The sequence below is a fragment of the Streptomyces sp. NPDC005962 genome (assembly GCF_040629205.1).
Classification (GTDB): Bacteria; Actinomycetota; Actinomycetes; order Streptomycetales; family Streptomycetaceae; genus Streptomyces.
Genome location: NZ_JBEXVE010000001.1, coordinates 161227 through 183582, shown reverse-complemented (window position 1 = coordinate 183582; position 22356 = coordinate 161227). Strand labels below are relative to the sequence as shown.

At 72.6% G+C, this 22356-nt stretch carries 16 protein-coding genes and 1 pseudogene; 2 read left to right on the top strand and 15 right to left on the bottom strand.

Annotated features, from left to right (window positions below; all coding sequences use genetic code 11):
- Positions 1-42: 42 nt before the first annotated feature.
- The 8 genes from tmk to bldG all read right to left on the bottom strand — a co-directional run bounded on the left by tmk (position 43) and on the right by bldG (position 13112).
- The gene (tmk, locus tag ABZ370_RS00870; RefSeq protein ID WP_358614735.1) at positions 43-3267 is read right to left on the bottom strand and encodes a dTMP kinase; all 3225 of its coding nucleotides are present in this window, start codon (positions 3265-3267) and stop codon (positions 43-45) included.
- A gap of 93 nt (positions 3268-3360) precedes the next feature.
- Positions 3361-6285, bottom strand: coding sequence for a type I DNA topoisomerase (topA, locus tag ABZ370_RS00865; protein ID WP_358614733.1), 2925 nt, complete (start codon positions 6283-6285; stop codon positions 3361-3363).
- Positions 6286-6494: 209 nt separating this feature from the next.
- The gene (locus tag ABZ370_RS00860) at positions 6495-6692 is read right to left on the bottom strand and encodes a hypothetical protein (RefSeq protein ID WP_358614731.1); all 198 of its coding nucleotides are present in this window, start codon (positions 6690-6692) and stop codon (positions 6495-6497) included.
- Positions 6693-6850: 158 nt separating this feature from the next.
- Positions 6851-8422 carry a class I SAM-dependent methyltransferase gene (locus tag ABZ370_RS00855; protein ID WP_358614730.1) on the bottom strand — a complete coding sequence of 524 codons (1572 nt, stop codon included), beginning with the start codon at positions 8420-8422 and terminating at the stop codon, positions 6851-6853.
- Between the two features lie 141 nt (positions 8423-8563).
- Positions 8564-9130 (bottom strand): small secreted protein, encoded by a 567-nt coding sequence (locus ABZ370_RS00850; RefSeq protein WP_358614728.1) that lies wholly within the window; start codon positions 9128-9130, stop codon positions 8564-8566.
- Between the two features lie 249 nt (positions 9131-9379).
- Positions 9380-11818 (bottom strand): sodium-translocating pyrophosphatase, encoded by a 2439-nt coding sequence (locus ABZ370_RS00845; RefSeq protein ID WP_358614726.1) that lies wholly within the window; start codon positions 11816-11818, stop codon positions 9380-9382.
- 427 nt (positions 11819-12245) lie between these two features.
- Positions 12246-12680: an ATP-binding protein gene (locus ABZ370_RS00840; RefSeq protein ID WP_358614724.1), complete on the bottom strand. Its 435-nt coding sequence runs from the start codon at positions 12678-12680 to the stop codon at positions 12246-12248.
- A 90-nt stretch (positions 12681-12770) separates the two neighbouring features.
- Positions 12771-13112 carry an anti-sigma factor antagonist BldG gene (gene bldG, locus ABZ370_RS00835; RefSeq protein WP_009716787.1) on the bottom strand — a complete coding sequence of 114 codons (342 nt, stop codon included), beginning with the start codon at positions 13110-13112 and terminating at the stop codon, positions 12771-12773.
- Between the two features lie 54 nt (positions 13113-13166).
- On the opposite strand from bldG, the gene ABZ370_RS00830 reads away from it, so the two are divergent.
- Entirely contained in the window at positions 13167-15623 is a 2457-nt protein-coding gene (locus ABZ370_RS00830; protein WP_358614722.1) for a DEAD/DEAH box helicase, read from the top strand.
- Between the two features lie 210 nt (positions 15624-15833).
- Here ABZ370_RS00830 and ABZ370_RS00825 read toward each other — a convergent pair.
- The 7 genes and pseudogenes from ABZ370_RS00825 to ssd all read right to left on the bottom strand — a co-directional run.
- A pseudogene (locus ABZ370_RS00825) lies at positions 15834-16031 on the bottom strand (Rv3654c family TadE-like protein); the annotation flags it as partial.
- A gap of 155 nt (positions 16032-16186) precedes the next feature.
- A complete protein-coding gene (locus ABZ370_RS00820) occupies positions 16187-16675 on the bottom strand; it encodes a TadE family type IV pilus minor pilin (RefSeq protein WP_358614720.1) in 489 nt (162 codons plus the stop codon).
- Positions 16662-16859: a DUF4244 domain-containing protein gene (locus ABZ370_RS00815; protein WP_358614718.1), complete on the bottom strand. Its 198-nt coding sequence runs from the start codon at positions 16857-16859 to the stop codon at positions 16662-16664. Before ABZ370_RS00815 ends, ABZ370_RS00820 begins: the two co-directional genes overlap by 14 nt.
- A gap of 78 nt (positions 16860-16937) precedes the next feature.
- Positions 16938-17771 (bottom strand): type II secretion system F family protein, encoded by an 834-nt coding sequence (locus tag ABZ370_RS00810; protein ID WP_358614716.1) that lies wholly within the window; start codon positions 17769-17771, stop codon positions 16938-16940.
- A complete protein-coding gene (locus tag ABZ370_RS00805; RefSeq protein ID WP_358614714.1) occupies positions 17768-18688 on the bottom strand; it encodes a type II secretion system F family protein in 921 nt (306 codons plus the stop codon). Before ABZ370_RS00805 ends, ABZ370_RS00810 begins: the two co-directional genes overlap by 4 nt.
- A complete protein-coding gene (locus tag ABZ370_RS00800; RefSeq protein WP_358614712.1) occupies positions 18685-19851 on the bottom strand; it encodes a TadA family conjugal transfer-associated ATPase in 1167 nt (388 codons plus the stop codon). The genes ABZ370_RS00805 and ABZ370_RS00800 overlap by 4 nt, the downstream gene beginning before the upstream one ends.
- Positions 19848-20957 carry a septum site-determining protein Ssd gene (gene ssd / locus ABZ370_RS00795; protein WP_358614710.1) on the bottom strand — a complete coding sequence of 370 codons (1110 nt, stop codon included), beginning with the start codon at positions 20955-20957 and terminating at the stop codon, positions 19848-19850. Before ssd ends, ABZ370_RS00800 begins: the two co-directional genes overlap by 4 nt.
- Positions 20958-21411: 454 nt before the next feature.
- On the opposite strand from ssd, the gene ABZ370_RS00790 reads away from it, so the two are divergent.
- On the top strand, positions 21412-22248 hold the full coding sequence (locus ABZ370_RS00790; protein WP_358615982.1) for an HAD family hydrolase: 837 nt from the start codon (positions 21412-21414) through the stop codon (positions 22246-22248).
- Positions 22249-22356: the final 108 nt, after the last annotated feature.

The following is a 22356-nucleotide window of genomic DNA, read 5'->3' as shown; positions in this document are numbered from 1 at the left end:
CGTCCCATTGTGGGGCACCCCACCGACAACGCCGCCAGTCGGTCAGCGACGGCGCCGGCCGCCGCCGCCCTCGTCGTCACGGTCGCGGTCGCCGAGGAGTTCGTCGGCGAGGGTCGGGAGGTCGTCCAGCGGGGTCTCCTCCGCCCACTCCGGACGCGGGCGCCGACGTCGCGCCTGGTCCTGGTCTTGGCCTTGGCCTTGGCCCGGCCCCTGGCCCTGGTCGTACTGGGGCAGCTCGCGCGTACGGTCGTTCTCCTGGGCTTCGCCCTCGCCCTGCTGCTCCTTGCGGAACATCCACGGCGGAACCCGGTCGGCCGGATCGGCTGACCGCTCCTCCCGTACGGGCGGCAGGACAGCCGTCTCGTCGGTCGCCGAGGACTCCGGCGCCTGCGCCTGGGGAAGGACCGTGGTCTCCTCGGCGTCCGGGCCCTGCCGGGGTCGCACCGGCGGGAGTACGGCGGTCTCGTCGACGTCCGCCCCCGCACCGGCGGCGCCCGCAGCGCCCGACCAGTCCGCGTCATGCTCACGGGAATCCCGGGGATCACGGGTGATCCGCGGGTCGAAGCGCGGCGTCTGGACCGTCTCCGCCGCATCGGGCGCCGCAGCGGGCGCCGCATCGGCCGTCGCGTCAGGCGCGACATCAGCCGCGTCCGCCGCACCGGCCAGCTTCGGGAGCTCCGTCTCCACGGTCGGATCGTCCGCCGCCAGCCGCGCCTGCTCCGCCCGCAGCAGCGCCTCCTCCGTCCTGCGCTGCTCCTCCTGGCGGCGCGCCGCCAGCTGGGCCCGCTCCAGGGCCTGCGCCTCCGCCTTGCGGCGCAGCCGCTCCTGCTCGGCGGCGCGGGCGCGGTCCTCGGCCTCGATGCGCTTACGGTCCTCCTCGGCCCGGCGGCGCGCGTCCTCGGCCCGCTTACTGGCCTCCTCCGCCTGCCGCTCGGCCTCGCGCTGCCGCGCCTCCTCCAGCTCGCGGCGCTTGCGCTCCTCCTCCTCGGCGCGCGCCTTGGCCAGCGCCTCCTGGCGCTCGCGCTCCAGCCGCTCCTCCTCCGCCTTGCGGGCGGCCTCCTCCTCGGCCTTGCGGCGCGCCTCTTCCTCCGCCGCCTTGCGGGCCTCCTCCTGGGCCTTCAGCTCCGCGTCCGACAGCGGCAGCATCTGGTCCAGGCGGTGGCGTACGACCGTGGTGACCGCCTCCGGCAGCTGTCCGGCGTCCACGACGAGGTAGCGGGCCGGGTCGGCGGCGGCGAGGGAGAGGAATCCGGAGCGCACCCGCTGGTGGAACTCGGCGGGCTCGGACTCCAGCCGGTCCGGGGCCTCGGTGAAGCGTTCGCGCGCGGTCTCCGGGGAGACGTCGAGCAGCACCGTCAGATGCGGCACCAGGCCGTTGGTCGCCCAGCGGGAGATGCGGGCGATCTCGGTCGCGGCGAGGTCGCGGCCCGCGCCCTGGTAGGCGACGGACGAGTCGATGTAGCGGTCGGAGATGACGACCGCGCCGCGCTCCAGGGCGGGGCGGACCACCGAGTCGACGTGTTCGGCGCGGTCCGCCGCGTACAGCAGCGCTTCCGCGCGGTGCGAGATGCCCGCGGACGAGACGTCGAGCAGGATCGAGCGCAGCCGCTTGCCGATGGCGGTCGCGCCCGGCTCGCGGGTGACCACCACCTCGTGGCCCTTGGCCCTGACCCATTCGGCCACCGCCTCGACCTGCGTGGACTTGCCCGCGCCGTCACCGCCCTCGACGGCGATGAAGAAGCCGGTATCGGCCGTGGCCTCATCCGCGCCCCCGCCGCGCAGCAGCGCCTCGCGCAGATCGCGCCGCAGCGGGACGCCCTGGCGGTCGTCGGTGCGGCCGAGGACCAGCGCCGCGATGGGCAGCAGCAGCGCGCCGACGAGCATGAGCGTGAAGGCCGCGCCGCCGTGGGCGAACACGAATTCGCCGCTGCCGAGCCGGTGCGGCCCGATCACGGCGGCGACCAGCGGGGCGACGACCGCGCCGAGGCCGACGGCGACGCGGACGACGGCGTGCAGGTGCTCGGTCATCCGGGGCCGGCGGGACTCCTCCAGCTCCTGATCCAGGAGGGAGTGGCCGGTGTTCGCCGCGACACCGGCCGACAGACCGGCGAGCAGCGCGATCATCAGGACGGTCGTCGCGTCGTGCACCAGGCCCGCCGCGAGCAGCGCGAGGCCGGTCAGCGCGACCGACAGGGCGAGCAGGCGGCGCCGCGAGAGCCCCGGGAGGACCTTGGGCGCCGAGCGGATGCCGATCGCCGGGCCGCCGCTGAGCACGAGCACGAGCAGCGAGAAGGCGACCGGGCCGCCGCCGAGGTCGACGGACTGCAGCGCGGCGACGCCGACTGCCGCGGCGATCGCGGCCGCCACTCCGGCGCAGGCGAGGATCAGCAGCGGTACGGCGCCGGTACGGCCCTTGTCGACACCGGTGCCGGAGACGGCGCGCGGACGGCGCAGCCCTTCGAGCGGGGAGCGCGTGCGGGGCGTCTGCGCGCCGGGCAGCTCCACGAAGTAGAGGACCGAGATGGACGCGGCGAACAGCCCGGCGCCGACGTACGAGCCGAGCGCCGCCTGATGGGCGTGGAACCAGCTGACGCCCGTCCCCAGCAGCCTGCCGATGAGCATGACAACCAGCAGCCCGGCGGCGGCCAGCGGCACGCTCAGGAAGTTCGTCCGCAGCGAGAGCCGCCGCAGCGCGTCCATGTGGTCCGGCAGCGGGCGGACGGCAGCGCCCTCGACGGGCGGCGCGGGGAGCAGCGCGGGGGCCGCGTCGTCCTTGGCGATGGTCCAGAAGCGCTCGGCGACGCCCACGACGAAGGTGGTGATGAGCAGCCAGGCGACGGCGTCGTCGGGCGTCCAGTCGATCCACAGCGGTGCGATGATCAGCAGAACGAGCCGCAGCCCATCCGCGCCGATCATGGTCCATCGGCGGTCCAGCGGGCCGGACGGACCGATGAGCGCGGAGAGCGGGCCGAGGAGCACCGCGCCGAAGAGCAGGGTCGCGAGGAGCCGCATACCCAGCACGGCCGCGACGGCCAGCGCCGCCCCTCGATAACCTCCGCCGAAGGATTCGGCTGCCACCGCGGCCTGCAGCGAGAGCAGTACGAGCACCAGCACGGCCAGCGCGTCGGCGGCGCCGCCGACGAGTTGGGCGCTCCAGAGCCGACGTAGCGGTGGATAGCGCAGGAGGGCTCGGACGGCCCGCTCGCGGGAGTCCGCGGCAAGGGCGCCGGAAGTGGGGGTCACGTCCGTGGGCTGCTCTCGCGTCATCCCGCCAGCCTATCCGGATCACGCGAATCCACGTCCCCCCGGCCGAACAAACGGGCGGGGGCACGCGGATGACGTGGCCGCTACCTGGTCTTTCTACTCCGCCTTGGCGGCCGTCTCCTTGGCCGCCGTGGCCGTTTCGGCCACGGCGGTCTTCTTCGCGGCCGTCTTCTTGGCCGGGGCCTTCTTCGCCGCGGCCGTCGTCTTCTTGGCGGCCGTCTTCGTCGCCGCCGTCTTCTTGGCGGGCGCCTTCTTCGCGGTGGTGGTCTTCTTCGCCGCCGTCTTCTTGGCCGGGGCCTTCTTCGCCGCCGCCTTCTTGGCGGTCTTCTTGGCCGGGCCCTTGGCGCGCTTCTCCGCCAGCAGCTCGTAGCCGCGCTCGGCGGTGATCGTCTCGACGTCGTCGTCCCGGCGCAGCGTCGCGTTGGTCTCGCCGTCCGTGACGTACGGGCCGAAGCGGCCGTCCTTGACCACGACCGGCTTCTCGCTGATCGGGTCGGTGCCCAGCTCCTTCAGCGGCGGCTTGGCCGCGGCCCGGCCGCGCTGCTTGGGCTGCGCGTAGATCGCCAGCGCCTCGTCGACCGTGATGGTGAAGAGCTGCTCCTCGCCCTCCAGCGAGCGCGAGTCGGTGCCCTTCTTCAGATACGGGCCGTAGCGGCCGTTCTGCGCGGTGATCTCGGTGCCCTCGGGGTCGGTGCCGACCACGCGCGGCAGCGACATCAGCTTGAGCGCGTCCTCCAGGGTCACCGTGTCCAGCGACATCGACTTGAAGAGCGAGGCGGTGCGCGGCTTGATCGCGTTCTTGCCCGTCTTCGGGGTGTCGTCGGGCAGCACCTCGGTGACGTACGGACCGTAGCGGCCGTCCTTGGCGACGATCGGGCGCCCGGTGTGCGGATCGGTGCCCAGCTCGAAGTCACCGCTCGGCTTGGCGAGCATCTCCTCCGCGAACGCCACCGTCAGCTCGTCCGGCGGCAGGTCGTCGGGGACGTCGGCGCGGTGGCCGGTCTCACCCTCGGTCTGGGACGGGCGCTCGACGTACGGGCCGTAGCGGCCGACCCGCAGCATGATCCCGTCGCCCACGGGGAAGGACGAGATCTCCCGGGCGTCGATCGCCCCCAGGTCGGTGACCAGCTCCTTCAGACCGCCGAGGTGATCGCCGTCGCCGTTCCCGGCCTCGGCCGCGGCGGCCTCGCCGACGTCACCGCCGTCGACGCCGTTCGCGCTCTCGCCGAAGTAGAACCGCTTGAGCCACGGCACGGCCTGGGCCTCGCCGCGCGCGATGCGGTCGAGGTCGTCCTCCATCTTCGCGGTGAAGTCGTAGTCGACCAGCCGGCCGAAGTGCTTCTCCAGCAGGTTGACCACGGCGAAGCTCAGGAACGACGGCACCAGCGCGGTGCCCTTCTTGAACACATAGCCGCGGTCGAGGATGGTGCCGAGGATCGTGGCGTACGTGGACGGACGGCCGATCTCGCGCTCTTCCAGCTCCTTGACCAGCGACGCCTCGGTGTAGCGGGCCGGAGCCTTGGTGGCGTGGTCGTCGGCGGTGATCTCGTCCGCGGCGAGCCGGTCGCCCTCGGTGACCTGCGGCAGACGGCGCTCGCGGTCGTCCAGCTCGGCGTTCGGGTCGTCGGCGCCCTCCACGTAGGCCTTCATGAAGCCGTGGAAGGTGATCGTCTTGCCGGAGGCGGAGAATTCCGCGTCCCGGCCGTCGCTCGCCCGGCCGCCGATCTTGACGGTGACGGAGTTGCCGACCGCGTCCTTCATCTGGGAGGCGACGGTCCGCATCCAGATCAGCTCGTAGAGCCGGAACTGGTCGCCGGTGAGACGGGTCTCCGCCGGGGTGCGGAAACGATCACCCGAGGGACGGATGGCCTCGTGCGCCTCCTGCGCGTTCTTCACCTTGCCGGCGTACGTGCGCGGCTTGTCCGGCAGGTAGTCGGCGCCGTACAGCTGCGTGACCTGCGCCCGGGCCGCCGCCACCGCCGTGTCGGACAGGATGGTGGAGTCGGTGCGCATATAGGTGATGTAGCCGTTCTCATACAGCTTCTGCGCGACCTGCATGGTGGCCTTGGCGCCGAAGCCCAGCTTGCGGCTGGCCTCCTGCTGCAGCGTCGTCGTACGGAACGGGGCGTACGGCGAGCGGCGGTACGGCTTGGACTCGACGGACCGCACCGTGAAGGCGGTGTCCGCGAGACCGGCGGCCAGGGTGCGGGCGTCCGCCTCGTCCAGGTGCAGGACGGTCGAGCCGTCCTTGAGGACGCCGAGCGAAGTGAAGTCGCGGCCCTGGGCGACCCGGCGGCCGTCCACGGCGGACAGCCGGGCGCCGAAGGTGCCCGGATCGCTGACGTCACCGGCCCGTCCGGTGGAGAAGGTGCCGGTCAGGTCCCAGTACTCGGCGGAGCGGAAGGCGATGCGCTCGCGCTCGCGCTCGACGACGAGCCGGGTGGCCACCGACTGGACGCGGCCCGCGGACAGGCCCCGCATGACCTTCTTCCACAGGACCGGCGAGACCTCGTAGCCATAGAGACGGTCCAGGATGCGGCGGGTCTCCTGGGCGTCGACCAGGCGCTGGTTCAGCTCGCGCGGATTGGCGACGGCCTCGCGGATCGCGTCCTTGGTGATCTCGTGGAAGACCATCCGGCGGACCGGCACCTTGGGCTTGAGGACCTCCTGGAGGTGCCAGGCAATGGCCTCGCCCTCCCGGTCCTCATCCGTGGCGAGGAAGAGTTCGTCGGACTCGGCGAGCAGCTCCTTGAGCTTCTTGACCTGGCTCTTCTTGTCCGCGTTCACCACGTAGATGGGCTGGAAGTCATGATCGACGTCCACGCCGAGCCGGCGCACCTCGCCGGTGTACTTGTCGGGTACCTCGGCCGCACCGTTCGGCAGGTCCCGGATGTGCCCGACGCTCGCCTCGACCACGTAGCCCGGGCCCAGATAGCCCTTGATCGTCTTCGCCTTGGCAGGCGACTCGACGATGACGAGTCGGCGGCCGCCCTGTGCGGTCTCGCTGGTGGTCGGGGACAACTTCGCTCTTCTCTCCGGTCGACGCTCGGTGAACAGGCGCTGCAGCGCGGGTTACGCGTACATGGCCCTCTACGGTGACGCTGCGGAGTGTGACGGTACATCCCGCCCCCGTGTCAAACGGAAAAAGCCCGCAACGCCACTCGAACGGTAACCCGACAAGCGGCCTGTCTGCCGCCCGGACCGGCACAAGCCTCGCGGAAGGCGCCCTGTCAGGCGTAACCGAGGCACCAGATCCCGCCGCCCAGAGAGGCGACGGCGAAGAGAAGGGAGAGGGCCGCGGAAGCGACGGGACTCACACCGTCGGCGACCGGCGCACGCAGCCGGAGCCGCACCGCTGTCCACAGCAGCAGGGCCGCGCCGAACAACACGAATGCCGTTCCGGCGAAGATCGCAGGTCCGCTCTCCATGAGCGGAGCGTGACACGCGCCGGAGACATACACGCGAACCCCGGATGAACGGCGCACGACCGCCCTTTCCGGCCGTGTTCACGTCCCCGGCAGCGGCTTCCCGCCACCCGGGGGCAAGGGGGCGCGCGGCCACGCCCCCGGCGCACGCCGGGCGCGCACTACGGAACCTCGTCGGCCACCGGCTGCAGAAAGCCCTGTTCGACCAGGAGCCGGATGGACTGCGGGGTGCGGTCGCGCAGCACGACCGGGTCCTCGCCGAGCAGCTGGGCGATCGCGTCAAGAATCCGGCCCGCGCTCAGTGTGCCGTCGCACACCCCCGCGAACCCCGCGCTCACCGTGTCGACCTTGGTCGCGCGCCGCATGCCCCGGTTCTGCCGGAGGACCACATGCTCGGGGTCCTCCATGCCGGGCAGCCCGACCTGCTCCTGGACGACCTCGTCGGCGAGCCGGAAGCGGGCCGTCAGCAGCGCCGCGTCATCGTGCGCGCGCAGGAAGTCCTGCCGGTCGAAGTGGGCCGCCACGGCCTCCCCCAGCGGCTGCTCGACCGGATGCGGCCACTCCTCCACCGTCACCGACGGCCGGTCGGCGCCGGATTTGCGCAGCGTGATCCAGCCGAAGCCGACGGCCGTGGTCCCGCTCGCCTCGAATTCGTCCAGCCAGGCGTCGTAGCGCGCCGCGTACGCCTCGGGCCCGGCGAGGTGCTCGCCCGCGTCACGCAGCCACAGCTCGGCGTACTGCGCGACGTCCTGCACCTCGCGCTGCACGATCCAGGCGTCACAGCCGGGCGGCACCCAGGAGGCCAGCCGGTCGCGCCAGTCCTCCCCCTGGACGTGCTGCCAGTTGGCGAGCAGCTGGCACCAGCCGCCGTCGCCGAGATGATCCGCCGACCGCTGGACGAGGGTGCGGCACAGATCGTCCCCGGCCATGCCGCCGTCCCGGTAGACGAGCCGGTCGCCCTCCGCGGAGCGGGGCGAGATCACGAACGGCGGGTTCGACACGATCAGGTCGTACGTCTCGCCGCCGACCGGCTCGAAGAGCGACCCCTCGCGCAGATCCGGCTCCGGCGCGCCGGACAGGGCGAGGGTGAGCCGGGCCATGTCCAGGGCGCGCGGATTGGGGTCGGTGGCGGTGACCCGGGCGGCGTGGCGGCTCGCGTGCAGCGCCTGGATGCCGGAGCCGGTGCCGAGGTCGAGGGCCCGCTTGACGGGCGTACGGATGGTGAGACCGGCCAGCGTCGTGGACGCGCCGCCGACGCCGAGGACGAGCCGGGCGCGGTCCACGGCGCCACGGGCGCCGCCGGGTCCGCCGATGCCTCCGGCGCCGCCGACCGCGCAGCCCAGGTCGGAGACGATCCACCAGTCCTGGCCCTCGGGGCCGCCGTAGGGGCGCACGTCCACGCTGGCGCGCACCTCGGGGCCGTCCGGCACCAGCCAGCCGTCGGTGAGGCAGTCCGTCACCGGCAGGGCCTCGGCCGCCCGTTCGTGGGGCACCGGACGCTGCAGCAGAAAGAGCCGCACCAGGATTTCCAGCGGGCTGCCGCCCCGGGCCGCGCGGAGCGCGGGGACGGTCTCGCCGCGGGCCAGGGCGGCGTAGGCGGGCGCGCCGAGCAGATCCAGCAGGCCGTCAGCGGTGAACGAGGCGGCCAGCAGCGCTTCGCGCAGGCGGGCGGTGCGCTCGGGGTCGGGGATCGGGAGGCGGGACGAGGGCTGGTGCGTACTCACGCCCCCCATTGTCGGGGCAACCGCCGACCGTCGGCGACGACGGGCGGCGGCCTGTGGACAAGCCACCCTGTGGATAACTCGGCAACTCGACAACGGGGGCGTGCGACCGTGCCTTCGCACCCCTGCGTGGGACTGCTCTACGTGGCGCTTTTACGTGGCGCTGGTGGCGCCGGTCTTCGGCTTCTGGCAGCCAGCCTGCTTCGACATCGCGGTGCCGACCTTGCCCTCCTGGAGCTGCTTCAGGGCGTTGTCACCCGACGTGCTGAGCTTGTCGAGCTCGTCGGCGACGCCCTTGAGACCTTCGGCGAACTTGGACTTGTCCGAGGTCTCCAGCTTGTCGATGGTCGTCTTGAGGTCGTTGTACGCCCCGGAGGTGGCGTTCAGCTCCTTGACGGCCTGCTTCTGGGTCTGCGCGCCGTTGTCGACGGGCGGGGCGCCCGCCTTCTGCACCGCCTTGGCGAGCGACGCGTAGGACTCGGAGATCTGCTGGAACGCCTTGGAGTCCGTCTGCTGGAGCTTCTTGGAGTCCTGCTCGTCGGACGCCCCCTGAATGGAGGCGTTGGCGCTCTGGATCTTCTTCAGCTGCGGCTGCACCTCGTCACAGACCGATTTGGCCCAGTTGTTGGCCTTCTTCTCGCCATCATCGCCGCCGCCGCAGCCGCTCAGCGCCAGTACGAGTGCCGCACCGCCGGACAGTGCCACAAGCTTCTTGTTCACCGGATTGGTCCCTTCCATGGCTCTCGGCCCCGGAACATACACGGCCAAGCCGTTCGGACCGTCTGCCGAGCATCCTATATGGATAGCTTTAAAGCCGTTTGAACCAAGCTCGGTGTGCCATCCGCCTCATCGCGCTCATCGCCGCAACCGGCGGAAAAGCGGACAGCGCTGCGGGCGGACGGCATGCCGTTCGCACACCGTCCGCCCGCATGCCGCGGGGGCTCACAGGGCCCCGTGACCGCTCCCGGGTCAGGACACCACCGCCGCGTCGGCCGACTTCGCGACGCGTTCGGAGTTGCCTTCGTCACCTACGGCGATTCCCCGCCGCTTGGAGACGTAGACGGCGCCAACAATGATCGCGACCGACAGCGCGGCGATCACCGCCCGGAGCCCCGGGCTCGCGTTGTCGCCGTAGCTGAACTTCACGACCGCCGGGGCGATCAGCAGCGCCACCAGGTTCATGACCTTCAGCAGCGGGTTGATCGCGGGACCCGCGGTGTCCTTGAACGGGTCGCCGACCGTGTCGCCGATCACCGTCGCGGCATGGGCCTCGCTGCCCTTGCCGCCGTGGTGCCCGTCCTCCACCAGCTTCTTCGCGTTGTCCCAGGCGCCTCCGGAGTTCGCGAGGAAGACCGCCATCAGGGTGCCGGTGCCGATCGCCCCGGCCAGGAACGAGCCGAGCGCGCCGACCCCGAAGGCGAAGCCGACGGCGATCGGCGCCAGGACCGCCAGCAGACCGGGGGTGGTCAGCTCGCGCAGCGCGTCCTTGGTGCAGATGTCGACGACGCGCCCGTACTCCGGCGTCTCGGTGTAGTTCATGATCCCGGGCTTCTCCCGGAACTGCCGCCGCACCTCGAAGACCACCGCGCCGGCCGACCGCGACACCGCGTTGATCGCCAGCCCCGAGAAGAGGAAGACGACGGCGGCGCCGAGGACGAGTCCGACCAGGTTGTTGGGCTGGGAGATGTCCAGGCTCAGGCCCATCTCCCCGGCCGCCGAGATGTGCACATCGGAGACGGCCTCCGCGATGGCGTCGCGGTACGAGCCGAAGAGCGCCGCCGCGGCGAGCACCGCCGTCGCGATGGCGATGCCCTTGGTGATCGCCTTGGTGGTGTTGCCGACCGCGTCGAGGTCGGTGAGCACCTGGGCGCCCGCGCCCTCGACATCGCCGGACATCTCGGCGATGCCCTGCGCGTTGTCGGAGACCGGACCGAAGGTGTCCATCGCGACGATGACGCCGACGGTGGTGAGCAGACCGGTACCGGCGAGCGCGACCGCGAACAGCGCCAGCATGATCGAGGTACCGCCGAGCAGGAACGCCCCGTAGACGCTGAGCCCGATCAGCACCGCCGAGTAGACGGCGGACTCCAGCCCCACCGAGATGCCGGCGAGCACCACGGTGGCCGGGCCGGTCAGCGAGGTCTTGCCGATGTCCCGCACGGGGCGCCGGCTGGTCTCGGTGAAGTAGCCCGTGAGCTGCTGGATGAGCGCGGCGAGCACGATGCCGATGACGACGGCGACCAGCGCGAGCACGCGCGGATCACCGCTGTGGCCGAGGATCTCGCGGCTGGTGACCCCGTCGAGATCGGCGTAGCTGGACGGCAGATAGAGGAAGACCGCGACCGCCACCAGCGCCATCGAGATCACCGCGGAGATGAAGAAACCGCGGTTGATGGCCGTCATACCGCTGCGGTCGGCGCGGCGCGGGGCCACGGCGAAGATCCCCACCATGGCCGTGAGCACGCCGATGGCCGGGACGAGCAGGGGGAACGCGAGGCCCGCGTCGCCGAAGGCCGCCTTGCCGAGGATCAGCGCGGCGACCAGGGTCACGGCGTACGACTCGAACAGGTCGGCGGCCATGCCCGCGCAGTCGCCGACGTTGTCGCCCACGTTGTCCGCGATGGTCGCGGCATTGCGCGGGTCGTCCTCGGGGATTCCCTGCTCGACCTTGCCGACCAGGTCGGCACCGACGTCGGCGGCCTTGGTGAAGATGCCGCCGCCGACCCTCATGAACATCGCGATCAGCGCGGCACCGAGGCCGAATCCCTCCAGCACCTTGGGCGCGTCGGCCGCGTACACGAGCACCACGCAGGAGGCGCCCAGCAGGCCGAGACCCACGGTGAACATGCCGACCACGCCGCCCGTGCGGAAGGCGATCTTCATTGCCTTGTGCGAGACCGCCGTCAGATCCACGCCCGGCTTCCCGGGAGCGGACGACGCGGAATCCCCGTTGACCGGGGTGGCGGGGGCCTCGGGGGTCGCTTCCCGGGCCGCGGCGGCGACGCGCACATTGCTGCGCACCGCGAGCCACATGCCGATATAGCCGGTGGCCGCCGAGAATCCCGCGCCGATCAGAAAGAACGCCGACCGCCCGATGCGCTGCGGCCAGTCATCCGCCGGCAACAACATGAGCAGGAAGAACACGACCACGGCGAATCCGCCGAGAGTACGCAGCTGCCGGGCCAGATAGGCATTCGCGCCTTCCTGAACGGCCTCGGCGATCTTCTTCATACTGTCCGTGCCCTCGCCGGCCGCGAGTACTTGTCGTACCAGCACCACGGCGACACCGAGCGCCGCGACCGCGACCGCTGCGATCACCATCACGATCACACGGTTGTCGTCGGTCAGTTCCGCGGCGGCCAGGGGCGTGGTGAGATCCAGCTGATGAGGGGTGAGAGGCCCCGCCATTCGTCCTCCTTGACGTTTGGCACATGGGCGCGCGCAGCAGTTCTGCGACCGCAGAAGAGCCGCCACGCTCAGGCGTCCTGAGCTCAAGATGTGGACGGATTGTAAGTAGCGTCACACGATCAAAACAGGGCGCCGGAATGGGAATTCGCCTGCACCAGCGAAGATCAATAGGTTTGAGCCCCGGAAATTCCTCCGGAAGGAGGAAGGTCAACAATTCCCTGACGGGCGTGGAATGATCTCCATAAACGATCTCAGTGCACTATGAAAAGTGCTGTTCAGAGCGGTTCTCCGGCCATTAGGAAGCGGAGTGCCGGAACGCCATGACGCGGGTGAGCGCCCTGGCCGGGACGGCTCCCGGCACGACGACGACCGGGCCGGCCGTCACAGGGACGGCCGGCCCGGAGGTCACGGCGAATGCGGCAAATCGTTACGGCACGAGGGACTGGGGTGAGGCCGGCCAGCTCATGCGGATCACACCGCCGGTCTCGCTCGTCGTCACCTCGACGTCGTCGACGAGCCCGCTGATGACCGCGAGGCCCATCTCGTCCTCGCTCTCGGCCGCGCCCTCGTCGTCCACGTCCGGATGGGAGCCGGGAGTGTGCCCGGCCGAGGTCGGGGACTCGTCGCCGACCTCGATGGAGAACTTCTTCTCCTCCTCGGTGAGCGCCACCCGCACCGGGGCGTCGACCCCGTTGCTCAGGTGCAGCCCCACCGCACGGGTACAGGCCTCGCCGACCGCGAGCCGCACCTCGTCGAGCACGGCCTCGTCCACCCCCGCCCGGCGCGCCACGGCAGCCGCGACCAGCCGGGCGGTCCTGACGTGCTCGGGAAGCGCGCTGAAGCGGAGTTCGACGGTGGCCATGCCATCCCCCTCGGGCGTATGGGCGTGCAGATCAGGGGGGCCGGGCGAAACCGCCCGGGACCCCCTTGGTGGTCTTCCCGCGGTGACTGGTCAGTCAGTCGCCGCGACAGCGTCCTCGACCGAGGTGTGAATGGGGAACACCTTGGTCAGGCCGGTGATACGGAAGATCTTGAGAATGCGCTCCTGGTTGCACACCAGACGCAGTGAGCCCTCATGGGCACGTACGCGCTTGAGCCCGCCGACGAGCACGCCGAGCCCGGTGGAGTCGAGAAAGTCGACGCCCTCCATGTCGACGACCAGGTGGTAGCTACCGTCGTTGACAAGCTCGACCAGCTGCTCGCGCAGCTTGGGCGCGGTATATACATCAATCTCGCCACCGACCTCGACGACCGTGCGGTCGCCAACGGTCCGAGTCGACAGGGACAGGTCCACGGATCCTCCAGCACCTTGCATCGAGCGGTCGCCCCCCATGGATCGGCAGCCGCGATGGCATTCAATCACTTACCAGCAGGCGTGCACGACGCCTTGAGCCCATTGTCCGTCAGACCAGTGACACACTCGGTGTCGATGGCCCACGACCAACTCCCGCGGCAGGCGGGCATACGCCCCTCGCCCCGGGCCGTTCTCGACCGGCTCGGCACCGGAGCAGGCCGAGGCGCGCGCATCACTCATACGGAGCACTTGCCCCCGCGTCTCGGCAGCCATGCCGACTGGCCTTCGCCGATCCGGCCGGAAGTGATCGACGCCATCCGGGCCGCCGGAATCGAGCGCCCGTGGGCCCACCAGGCGCGTACGGCCGACCACGCCCTGCGCGGGGAATCCGTGATCGTGGCCACCGGCACCGCCTCCGGCAAGTCCCTGGCCTACCTCGCCCCCGTGCTCAGCACCCTGCTGGACGGCTCGGAGGACCCCAGCGGGCGGGGCACGACCGCCCTGTACCTCTCGCCCACCAAGGCGCTCGCCGCCGACCAGCGCCGCGCGGTGGCCGATCTCACCACCCCGCTGGGCACAGGTGTGCGAGCGGCGGTGTACGACGGCGACACGCCGGTGGAGGAGCGCGAATGGGTCCGCCAGTACGCGAACTACGTGCTCACCAACCCCGACATGCTCCACCGGGGCATCCTGCCGGGCCACCCCAGGTGGTCCTCCTTCCTGCGCGCGCTGCGCTATGTCGTCATCGACGAGTGCCACACCTACCGCGGCGTCTTCGGCTCCCATGTCGCCCAGGTGCTGCGCAGACTCCGGCGGGTCTGCGCCCGCTACGGCTCCTCGCCCGTCTTCCTGCTCGCCTCGGCCACCTCCGCCGACCCGGCCGTGGCGGCGACCCGGCTGACCGGAGTGCCGGTCGAGGCGGTCACCGAGGACTCCTCGCCCCGCGGCGAGGTGGTCTTCGCCCTGTGGGAGCCGCCGCTGACCGAGCTGCACGGCGAGCGGGGCGCCCCCGTCCGCCGCACGGCCACGGCCGAGTCCGCGGACCTGCTCACCGATCTGGCCGTCCAGGGCGTCCGCACCGTCACCTTCGTGCGTTCCCGGCGGGGCGCTGAACTGATCGCCCTGATCGCCCAGGAGCGGCTGGCGGACGTCGACCGGTCCCTGCCGGACCGGGTGGCCGCCTACCGCGGTGGATATCTCCCCGAGGAGCGCCGCGCCCTGGAGCGGGCCCTGCACTCCGGTGACCTCCTCGGCCTCGCCGCCACCACCGCCCTCGAACTCGGCATGGACATCGCCGGTCTGGACGCCGTCGTCCTGGCCGGCTATCCCGGCACCCGCGCCTCCCTGTGGCAGCAGGCGGGGCGGGCCGGCCGCGCCGGACAGGGCGCCCTCGCGATCCTGGTCGCCCGGGACGACCCGCTGGACACCTATCTCGTCCACCACCCGGACGCGCTCTTCCGGCAGCCCGTCGAGTCCACCGTCCTGGACCCCGACAACCCGTACGTCCTCGCGCCGCACCTGTGCGCGGCCGCCGCCGAGCTGCCGCTCACCGAGGCGGACCTGGACCTCTTCGGCCCCGCCACCGAGGAGCTGCTGCCGCAGCTGGAGCAGCGCAAGCTGCTGCGCCGCCGCGCGACCGCCTGGCACTGGACCCGCCGTGAACGCGCCGCCGACCTCACCGACATCCGCGGGGAGGGCGGCAGCCCGGTCCAGGTCGTGGAGGCGGCTACCGGGCGGCTGCTGGGCACCGTGGACGCCTCGGCCGCCCACACCGCCGTCCACGAGGGCGCCGTCCACCTCCACCAGGGCCGGAGCTATCTCGTCCGGCAGCTCGACCGGGAGGACTCGGTCGCGCTGGTGGAGGAGGCCAGTCCGCCGTACTCGACCACCGCCCGCGACACCACCGCGATCTCCATCCTGGAGACCACCACCGAGATCCCGTGGGGGGACGCGAGGCTGTGCTTCGGATCTGTCGAGGTCACCAACCAGGTCGTCTCCTTCCTGCGCCGCAAGCTGATCACCGGTGAGGTGCTGGGCGAGTCCAAGCTCGACCTCCCGCCCCGCACGCTGCGCACCCGGGCCGTGTGGTGGACGGTGACCGAGGACCAGCTGGAGGACGCCCGGGTCCACCCCCAGGCCCTCGGGGGCGCCCTGCACGCCGCCGAGCACGCCTCCATCGGCATGCTGCCGCTCTTCGCGACCTGCGACCGCTGGGACATCGGCGGGGTCTCGATCCCCCTGCACCCCGACACGCTGCTGCCGACGGTCTTCGTGTACGACGGCCACCCCGGCGGGGCGGGCTTCGCCGAGCGCGCCTTTCACACGGCCGCCCGCTGGCTGACCGCCACCCAGGAGGCGATCGCGGCCTGCGAGTGCGAGGCCGGCTGCCCGTCCTGCATCCAGTCCCCGAAGTGCGGCAACGGGAACGATCCGCTCGACAAGAGGGCCGCCATCCGCCTGCTGACGACGCTCCTGGCCAAAGCCCCGGACCAGCCGCCCACCGCCGACTGACCGGGCGCTCGGCCACCCACTCCCCGGCGTGCTCCCCCAGGCCCGGCCGGTGCCCACCGTCCGCTCCCGCACGGCCCGCACGGCCCACACGGCCCGCTCGGCCCGCTCCACCGAGTGCTCCTCGCGGCTGCCGGGTACGGGAGTGTCGGCGGGGCCTGCCCGTGCCCGGACCCGGAGGGCGAACGGCCCGGCGCGCACCTCCGCCGTGAGATCCGCGATCTCGCCGCTCAGCGCGCACCGCACCACGCGCGCCCCCTGGGCGGAAGCCACCCGCCGGGCGAGGCGGCACGCCGCGCCGGGCCCCTCCAGGCCGTGGTCCGCCGCGGCGAGCGCCGCCAGGTCGGCGGCCCCACCGGCCCGGTGGCGCGCCACCATGACCTGCCCCGCCGTCAGCACGACCGCGAACACCACGCACAGCGCCGTCGCGGCGAACGCCGCCCACACCGTCGCCGACCCGCGGTCGCCAGCCCCGCGCACCGATCCCCTCACGGGGCCGTCCGCGGCCTCGCGGCGCGACCGCCAGCGGGCTGGCCGACGCGGCAGCGGCCGTCGCTCGGAACGCCTCACGGGACCCTCCCCGGCCCCGCGCCGGCCGCGCCCACCGTGTCCTCGGCGAGGGCCGCCGCCTCGGCGTGCAGCCGGAGCGCCAGCGGGCCGGGACCGACCGCGTGGGTCCGGACCCGCACCCGCACCAGGTCTCCGTCCCGCCACAGCTCCACCCGCGCGCCGCGCGGTGCGGCTGACCGGGCGGCGGCCACCGCGGCGTCCCGCGACTCCGACCGGGCCGCCGCACGAGCGCCCGCCCGGGCCGCGTCCACACAGCTCAACTGCGCGGACGCGGCCATCAGGCCCCAGATCAGCGCCAGGGCGAACAGGGCCAGCACCGGCAGCGCGACGGCCGTCTCCGCGGTGACGAAGCCCCGGTCCGACCCGCCGCGGACCGCACCCGCACGAGCCGCACCCTCGTGAGCCGCACCCGGTGCGCTCCGCGCGCGGCGCCCGGCCCGCTCGTCCGGCCGCCCCGCCGTGGACGGTGCCTCAGAACGACCCATCGAGAGCCCGTCCGATCACCGCTTGCAGCGCGCCGCTGACGGTCCCGCTCGTCACCACCTTGTACAGCACTGCGGCAAAGGCACACGCCGCCAGCGTCCCCATCGCGTACTCGACGGTGGCCATGCCCGCCTCGGCCTGCGCACACGCGGCCGCCCGCCGCCGGGCCCACCATTTCTTCATCATTTCGGTCCCCCCTCGTAGTCGTCATATGCCGTACAGAAACCGGGCTCCTCGTGCCGCGACGGGCCCGAGGCGCCGTGCTCAGGTGTGGCCCGCCAGACGGCCCGCCAGCCCGGCCATCACCGGGGCCACGCCGATCAGCAGATACGCGGGCAGGAAGCAGGCCCCGAGCGGGGCGGTGGCCAGCACGCTCGCCCGATCGGCACGTCGGCCCGCCTCCCGCCCCTGCTCGGCACGGCAGTCGGCGGCGAGCCGGGCGACCGGCTCCACTGCAGGAGCTCCGGTGGTACCGGCGTGCTCCAGGGCGCGCGCCAGCCCGCTAGCGCCGGGCAACGCGCCAAGCCGCCCCCAGGCGTCGGCCGGGTCTCCTCCCAGCCGCAGCTCCGCAGCGGTCCGGAGCAGCCGCTCGCCGACCGGGCCACCGAGCGACTTGCCCACCGCGTCCGCCGCCGAGCGCGGGTCCGCCCCGGCCGCCAGACAGGCCGCCAGCAGGTCGGCGGCCAGCGGAATCTGCCGCACCGCCTCGACCGCCCGGTCCCCGGCGCCGCCGGACCGTCCGGCGGCGGCCTGCCGCCGCTGCCACCGCCGGAGGCCGTACGCGGCCGCCGCCCCCAGCACCCACCCCAGTGGTCCTCCGACGAGGACGACACCGGCCAGCAGGACACCGAGTGAGGCCGCCCAGGCCAGGACCGCGCCCTGGTCCGCCCGGGCCCGCCATCGCTCCCGGGCCCGGGCCCGCTTCGGGGCGGTGCCGCTGCCCGTGCCGGTGTCCGTTCGTCCGCCCGGCAGCAGTGCCGCCAGACGGCGCCCGGCGGCACGGTCCCGCCGGGCCTCCGTCACCGCCATCGCCACATACGCGGCGGCGGCCAGGAGGGACAGCACGATCCCCAGCCTGTGGACAAGCACGGCGCTCATCGGCCGCCGGCCTTTCCGGGAGCGAGCGCCGACCGCATCGACCGTCTGAGCCAGACGAACCCCGCCCACTCCAGCAGGCAGCCGCCCAGCAGACAGCCCAGCCCCACCGGTGTGTGCAGGAGCTGATGCAGCGGCTCGGCGCCCAGCGTGGCGCCCATCACCAGCCCGAAGACCGGCAGCACGGCCAGCACCGCGACCGTGGCCTTGGGCCCGGCCAGCCTGGCGCGCAGAATCTCCCGCTGCTCACGCTCGGCGCGCAGCGCCGAGGCCACCCGGTCGAGCCCGGCGGCCAGCCCCGCGCCTTCGTCGACGGCCACCTGCCAGCAGGCCGCGACTCCCGTCAGGCCCTCCGCACCCGGCTGCCGGGCCGCCCTGCGCAGCGCCTCGGGCACATCGCCGCCGAACCGGGCGGCGGCGGACACCAGTCCCCATCGCTCCCCCAGGTCCCCCGAGGGCACGGACAGCAGCGCCTCGCCGGGCTGCCGCCCGGCCCGCAGCTCGCCCGCCACGGTCCCGCACAGCTCGATCACCCCCGCGGCACGCCGGTCGCGGGCCCGGACGCGCTCCCTGACTCGCAGCCACCGGCCGACGACCGGCACGGCCGCCACCGCGGCGAACAGCGGCAGGACGGATGCCCCGAGCACCGCGAGCACGCAACCGAGCGGCAGGCACAGCAGTTCGCGCCCCATCCGCCCGCCGTACCGGACCCGCCAGCGCTCCTTGACCCAGGCGACCGTCTCGGACAGCCGCCGCGCCGGGTCCGGCCCGGTGGGCACGACGGGCCCGCCGCCCGCGAACAGCACTCTGGCCCGGCGCAGCTCCCGGTCCCGCTCGGAGAGCAGCCACACGGCCACGGCAGCGCACAGCGCCGCCGCGCCGAGGGTCAGCATCCCGGGGTACCCTCCGGTGCCCGTCATGACGCGCCTCCGCCTCGTGCGCACAGCCGCTGGAGCCGCTGCCAGCCCGCCGCCCGCTCGAAGCCCCGCGGGCCCCATACGGCGGCCGGAACGGTGGTGACGAAGCCCGCGCCGTCCCGGTCCAGCACATGCAGTTCGGCGATCCTGCGCCGTCCGCCGCGGTCCCGCACCAGATGGACGACGACCGACAGCGCGGCCGCCAACTGGCTGTGCAGTGCGGCCCGGTCCAGGCCCGCGGTCGAGCCGAGCGCCTCCAGCCGGGCCGGTACGTCCCCCGCCGTATTGGCGTGGACGGTGCCGCAGCCGCCTTCGTGTCCGGTGTTCAGAGCGCCCAGGAGATCGGTGACCTCGGGGCCCCGCACCTCACCGACCACGAGCCGGTCGGGCCGCATCCGCAGGGCTTGGCGCACCAGGTCCCGCAGGGTGACCTGGCCCCGGCCCTCCTGGTTGGCGGGGCGGGTCTCCAGCCGGACCACATGGGGATGATCGGGCCGCAGTTCCGCGGAGTCCTCGGCGAGGACGATCCGCTCTTCCCGGCCGACCAGCCCCAGGAGGGTGCTCAGCAACGTCGTCTTGCCGGACCCGGTGCCGCCGCTCACCACATACGAGAGCCGGGCGTCCAGCATGGCCCGCAGCAGCTCCGCACCGCCGGGCGGCACCGTCCCGGCGGCCACCAGCTCGGGGAGGGAGAACGCCCGGGGACGCACCACCCGCAGCGACAGGCAGGTCGATCCGACGGCCACCGGCGGGAGCACGGCGTGCAGCCGTGTCCCGTCCGGCAGCCGGGCGTCCACCCAGGGCCGGGCGTCGTCCAGCCGCCGGCCGGCCACCGCGGCCAGCCGCTGGGCGAGCCTGCGCACGGCGGCCGTGTCGGCGAAGGCGACGGCCGTTCGCTCGAGCCCCGCGCCGCGGTCCACCCACACCTCGTCGGGGCCAGTGACCAGCACGTCCGTGACATCGGGCGCGGCGAGCAGCGGCTCCAGGGGGCCGGTGCCGACCAGTTCGGAGCGCAGGGCGGTGACCACATCGAGCACTTCGGTGTCGCCGAGCAGCCGCCCCTCCTCGCGCAGGGCCGCCGCCACCTGGGAGGGACTCGGGTCCGCGCCGCTCTCCGCCAGCCGCAGCCGCACCGCGTCCAGGAGATCCGGGGTTGCCACGCTCATGCGATGACACCCCCCGCGTCGGGCAGGGCCCGTGCCCAGAACTCGGCGCAGAACCGGCCGAGCGGGCCGCGTGCGCTGCCGCCCGGGGGCTCGCCGCCGTCGAGTGCGTCCAGCAACCCCGGCTCCGGCGGCAGTTGACCGACCAGCGGCAGCCCGAGCAGCCGTGCGATCTCCTCGTCGTCCAGCTCGGGCCCGCACGGGCCGCGCACGACCGCGCGCAGATCGCTCAGCACCATGCCCACCGTGGACGCCACGCGGTGGGCGGCCGCGACGGCGCGCAGCTCAGCCGGGACGACCAGCAGACCAAGGTCGACCTGGGCGAGGGCCTCGGCCGCCGCCTCGTCCACCCGGCGCGGCAGGTCCACCACCACAATCCCGCCGCGCCGCCGGGCCGCGGCCAGCACCGCGCGCATCGCCGAGGGCGGAATGACGACCGAATCGCCCCTGTCCCAGCTCAGCACCCGCAAGGAATGCAACTCGGGCAGCGACTCCTCCAGCGCGCTCCCGGCGACCCGGCCGCGCGATTCGGCGAAGGCGGGCCATCGCAGCCCCTCCGACCCCTCGCCGCCGAGCAGCACATCGAGGCCGCCGCCCAGCGGGTCGCCGTCGATCAGCATGGTGCGCCGCCCCGAGCGGGCCGCCGTGACCGCCAGGGCGCAGGCGAGCGTGGAGGCTCCGGCCCCACCGCGGCCGCCGATGACGCCGATGGTCAGGGCCTGCTGGCCAACTCCCTCCGCGACATCGGCGATCCGGTCCACGAGCCAGGTCTCGGCATCGGGCAGGAACGCCACATTGTCGGCGCCGAGATCCACGGCCCGGCGCCAGATGCCATGGTCGTCGAGATCGCGCCCGACGAGCAGCACACCCGCTCTGCGGACGCGGCCCCGGAGCCCGGCCGCCGCGTCGTCCCCGACGAGAATCAGCGGCGCGCCCTCCCAGCTGCCCCGGCGCGTGAGTGCGCCATGGGCCACTTCGGCCTCCGCTCCGGCGGCCGCGCACAACCTCAGCAGATCGTCGAGAAGCTCTTCGTCCTCGGTGATGATCAGCGGTCTGCCGCGCTGTCCTTCTGCCGGTGATGACCGTTCCGGTGTGATGGATGCAGTCACGATCCCCTCCCCATTTCGTTACGCGCTCTCACTCACGCGAACGGCGAGTGCAAACAACGCGGAGAATCACCGTGTCGCGATCCTGAAAATCTTGGGGATCTTGGTTCAAAACCGTGGACAACTCATCAGTTGTGAATATCCCAGTCACCTAAACCGGTGACTTCCGGAGTGCAGTCTGGCGATTACGCACGGTAACCGTTCAGGCTGTTGGGGAGCAGGCGCCACCAGGGCCCGGATGAGGGGAGCAAGATCTCGTGAAAGCGCCGGAAATGCGTCCGGACATGCGACGACCCCCGCCGGGGGGGAGAGCGGGGGTCGTCCCCACGGCCGACTCGGGGGGGGAGGAGTCGGGCCGGGTTAGCACGGTCGCGAACGATCCGTGACTTCCATGGTGTACCCGAGAGCCTTCTCAGGCAAACCCACGCGCCTCACCTTACGCCGAATGGTGGGCCCTATGCTCGGCGTCGTGGAAAACCACTCCTTGCCCCGGACAGCCGCCTTCTTTGACCTGGACAAGACGGTCATTGCGAAGTCAAGCACGCTCACCTTCAGCAAGTCCTTCTACCGGGGTGGGCTGATCAACCGTCGGGCCGTACTGCGCACTGCTTATGCCCAGTTCGTCTTCCTCGCCGGCCGCGCCGACCACGACCAGATGGAGCGGTTGCGCGAGTACCTCTCGGCACTCTGCCGTGGCTGGAATGTCCAGCAGGTGAAGCAGATCGTCGCGGAGACTCTGCACGATCTGATCGACCCCATCATCTATGACGAAGCGGCTTCCCTCATCGAGGAACACCACACCGCCGGACGCGATGTGGTGATTGTCAGCACCTCGGGAGCGGAAGTCGTGGAGCCGATCGGCGAGCTGCTCGGCGCGGACCGGGTGGTGGCCACCCGCATGGTCGTCGAGGACGGGGTCTTCACCGGAGAAGTCGAGTACTACGCCTACGGGCCGACGAAGGCGGAAGCGATCGCCGAGCTGGCCGAGTCCGAGGGATACGACTTGTCACGCTGCTACGCCTACAGCGACTCGGGGACCGACCTGCCGATGCTGGAGTCGGTCGGCCACCCGCACGCGGTGAACCCGGACCGGGCCCTGCGCCGTGAAGCGGTCGCCCGTGGCTGGCCGGTCCTCTCCTTCGACCGCCCGGTGCGGCTGAAGCAGCGGCTGCCCTCACTGTCCATGCCGCCGCGTCCGGTGCTGGCCGCGGTCGCGGCCGTGGGCGCGGCCGCCGCCACCGCCGGGCTGGTGTGGTACGCCAGTCGGCGGCGCACCCCTTATGCCCGCATTTGACCACACCGCAAAGATCTGCGTGCAGGGGTTCCACTTGGCTCCGCGCAGGAGTAGAAAGGAATCGACGGCCCGCGAGACCAGGGGTATCCGGGAGGATCTCCCCAGACG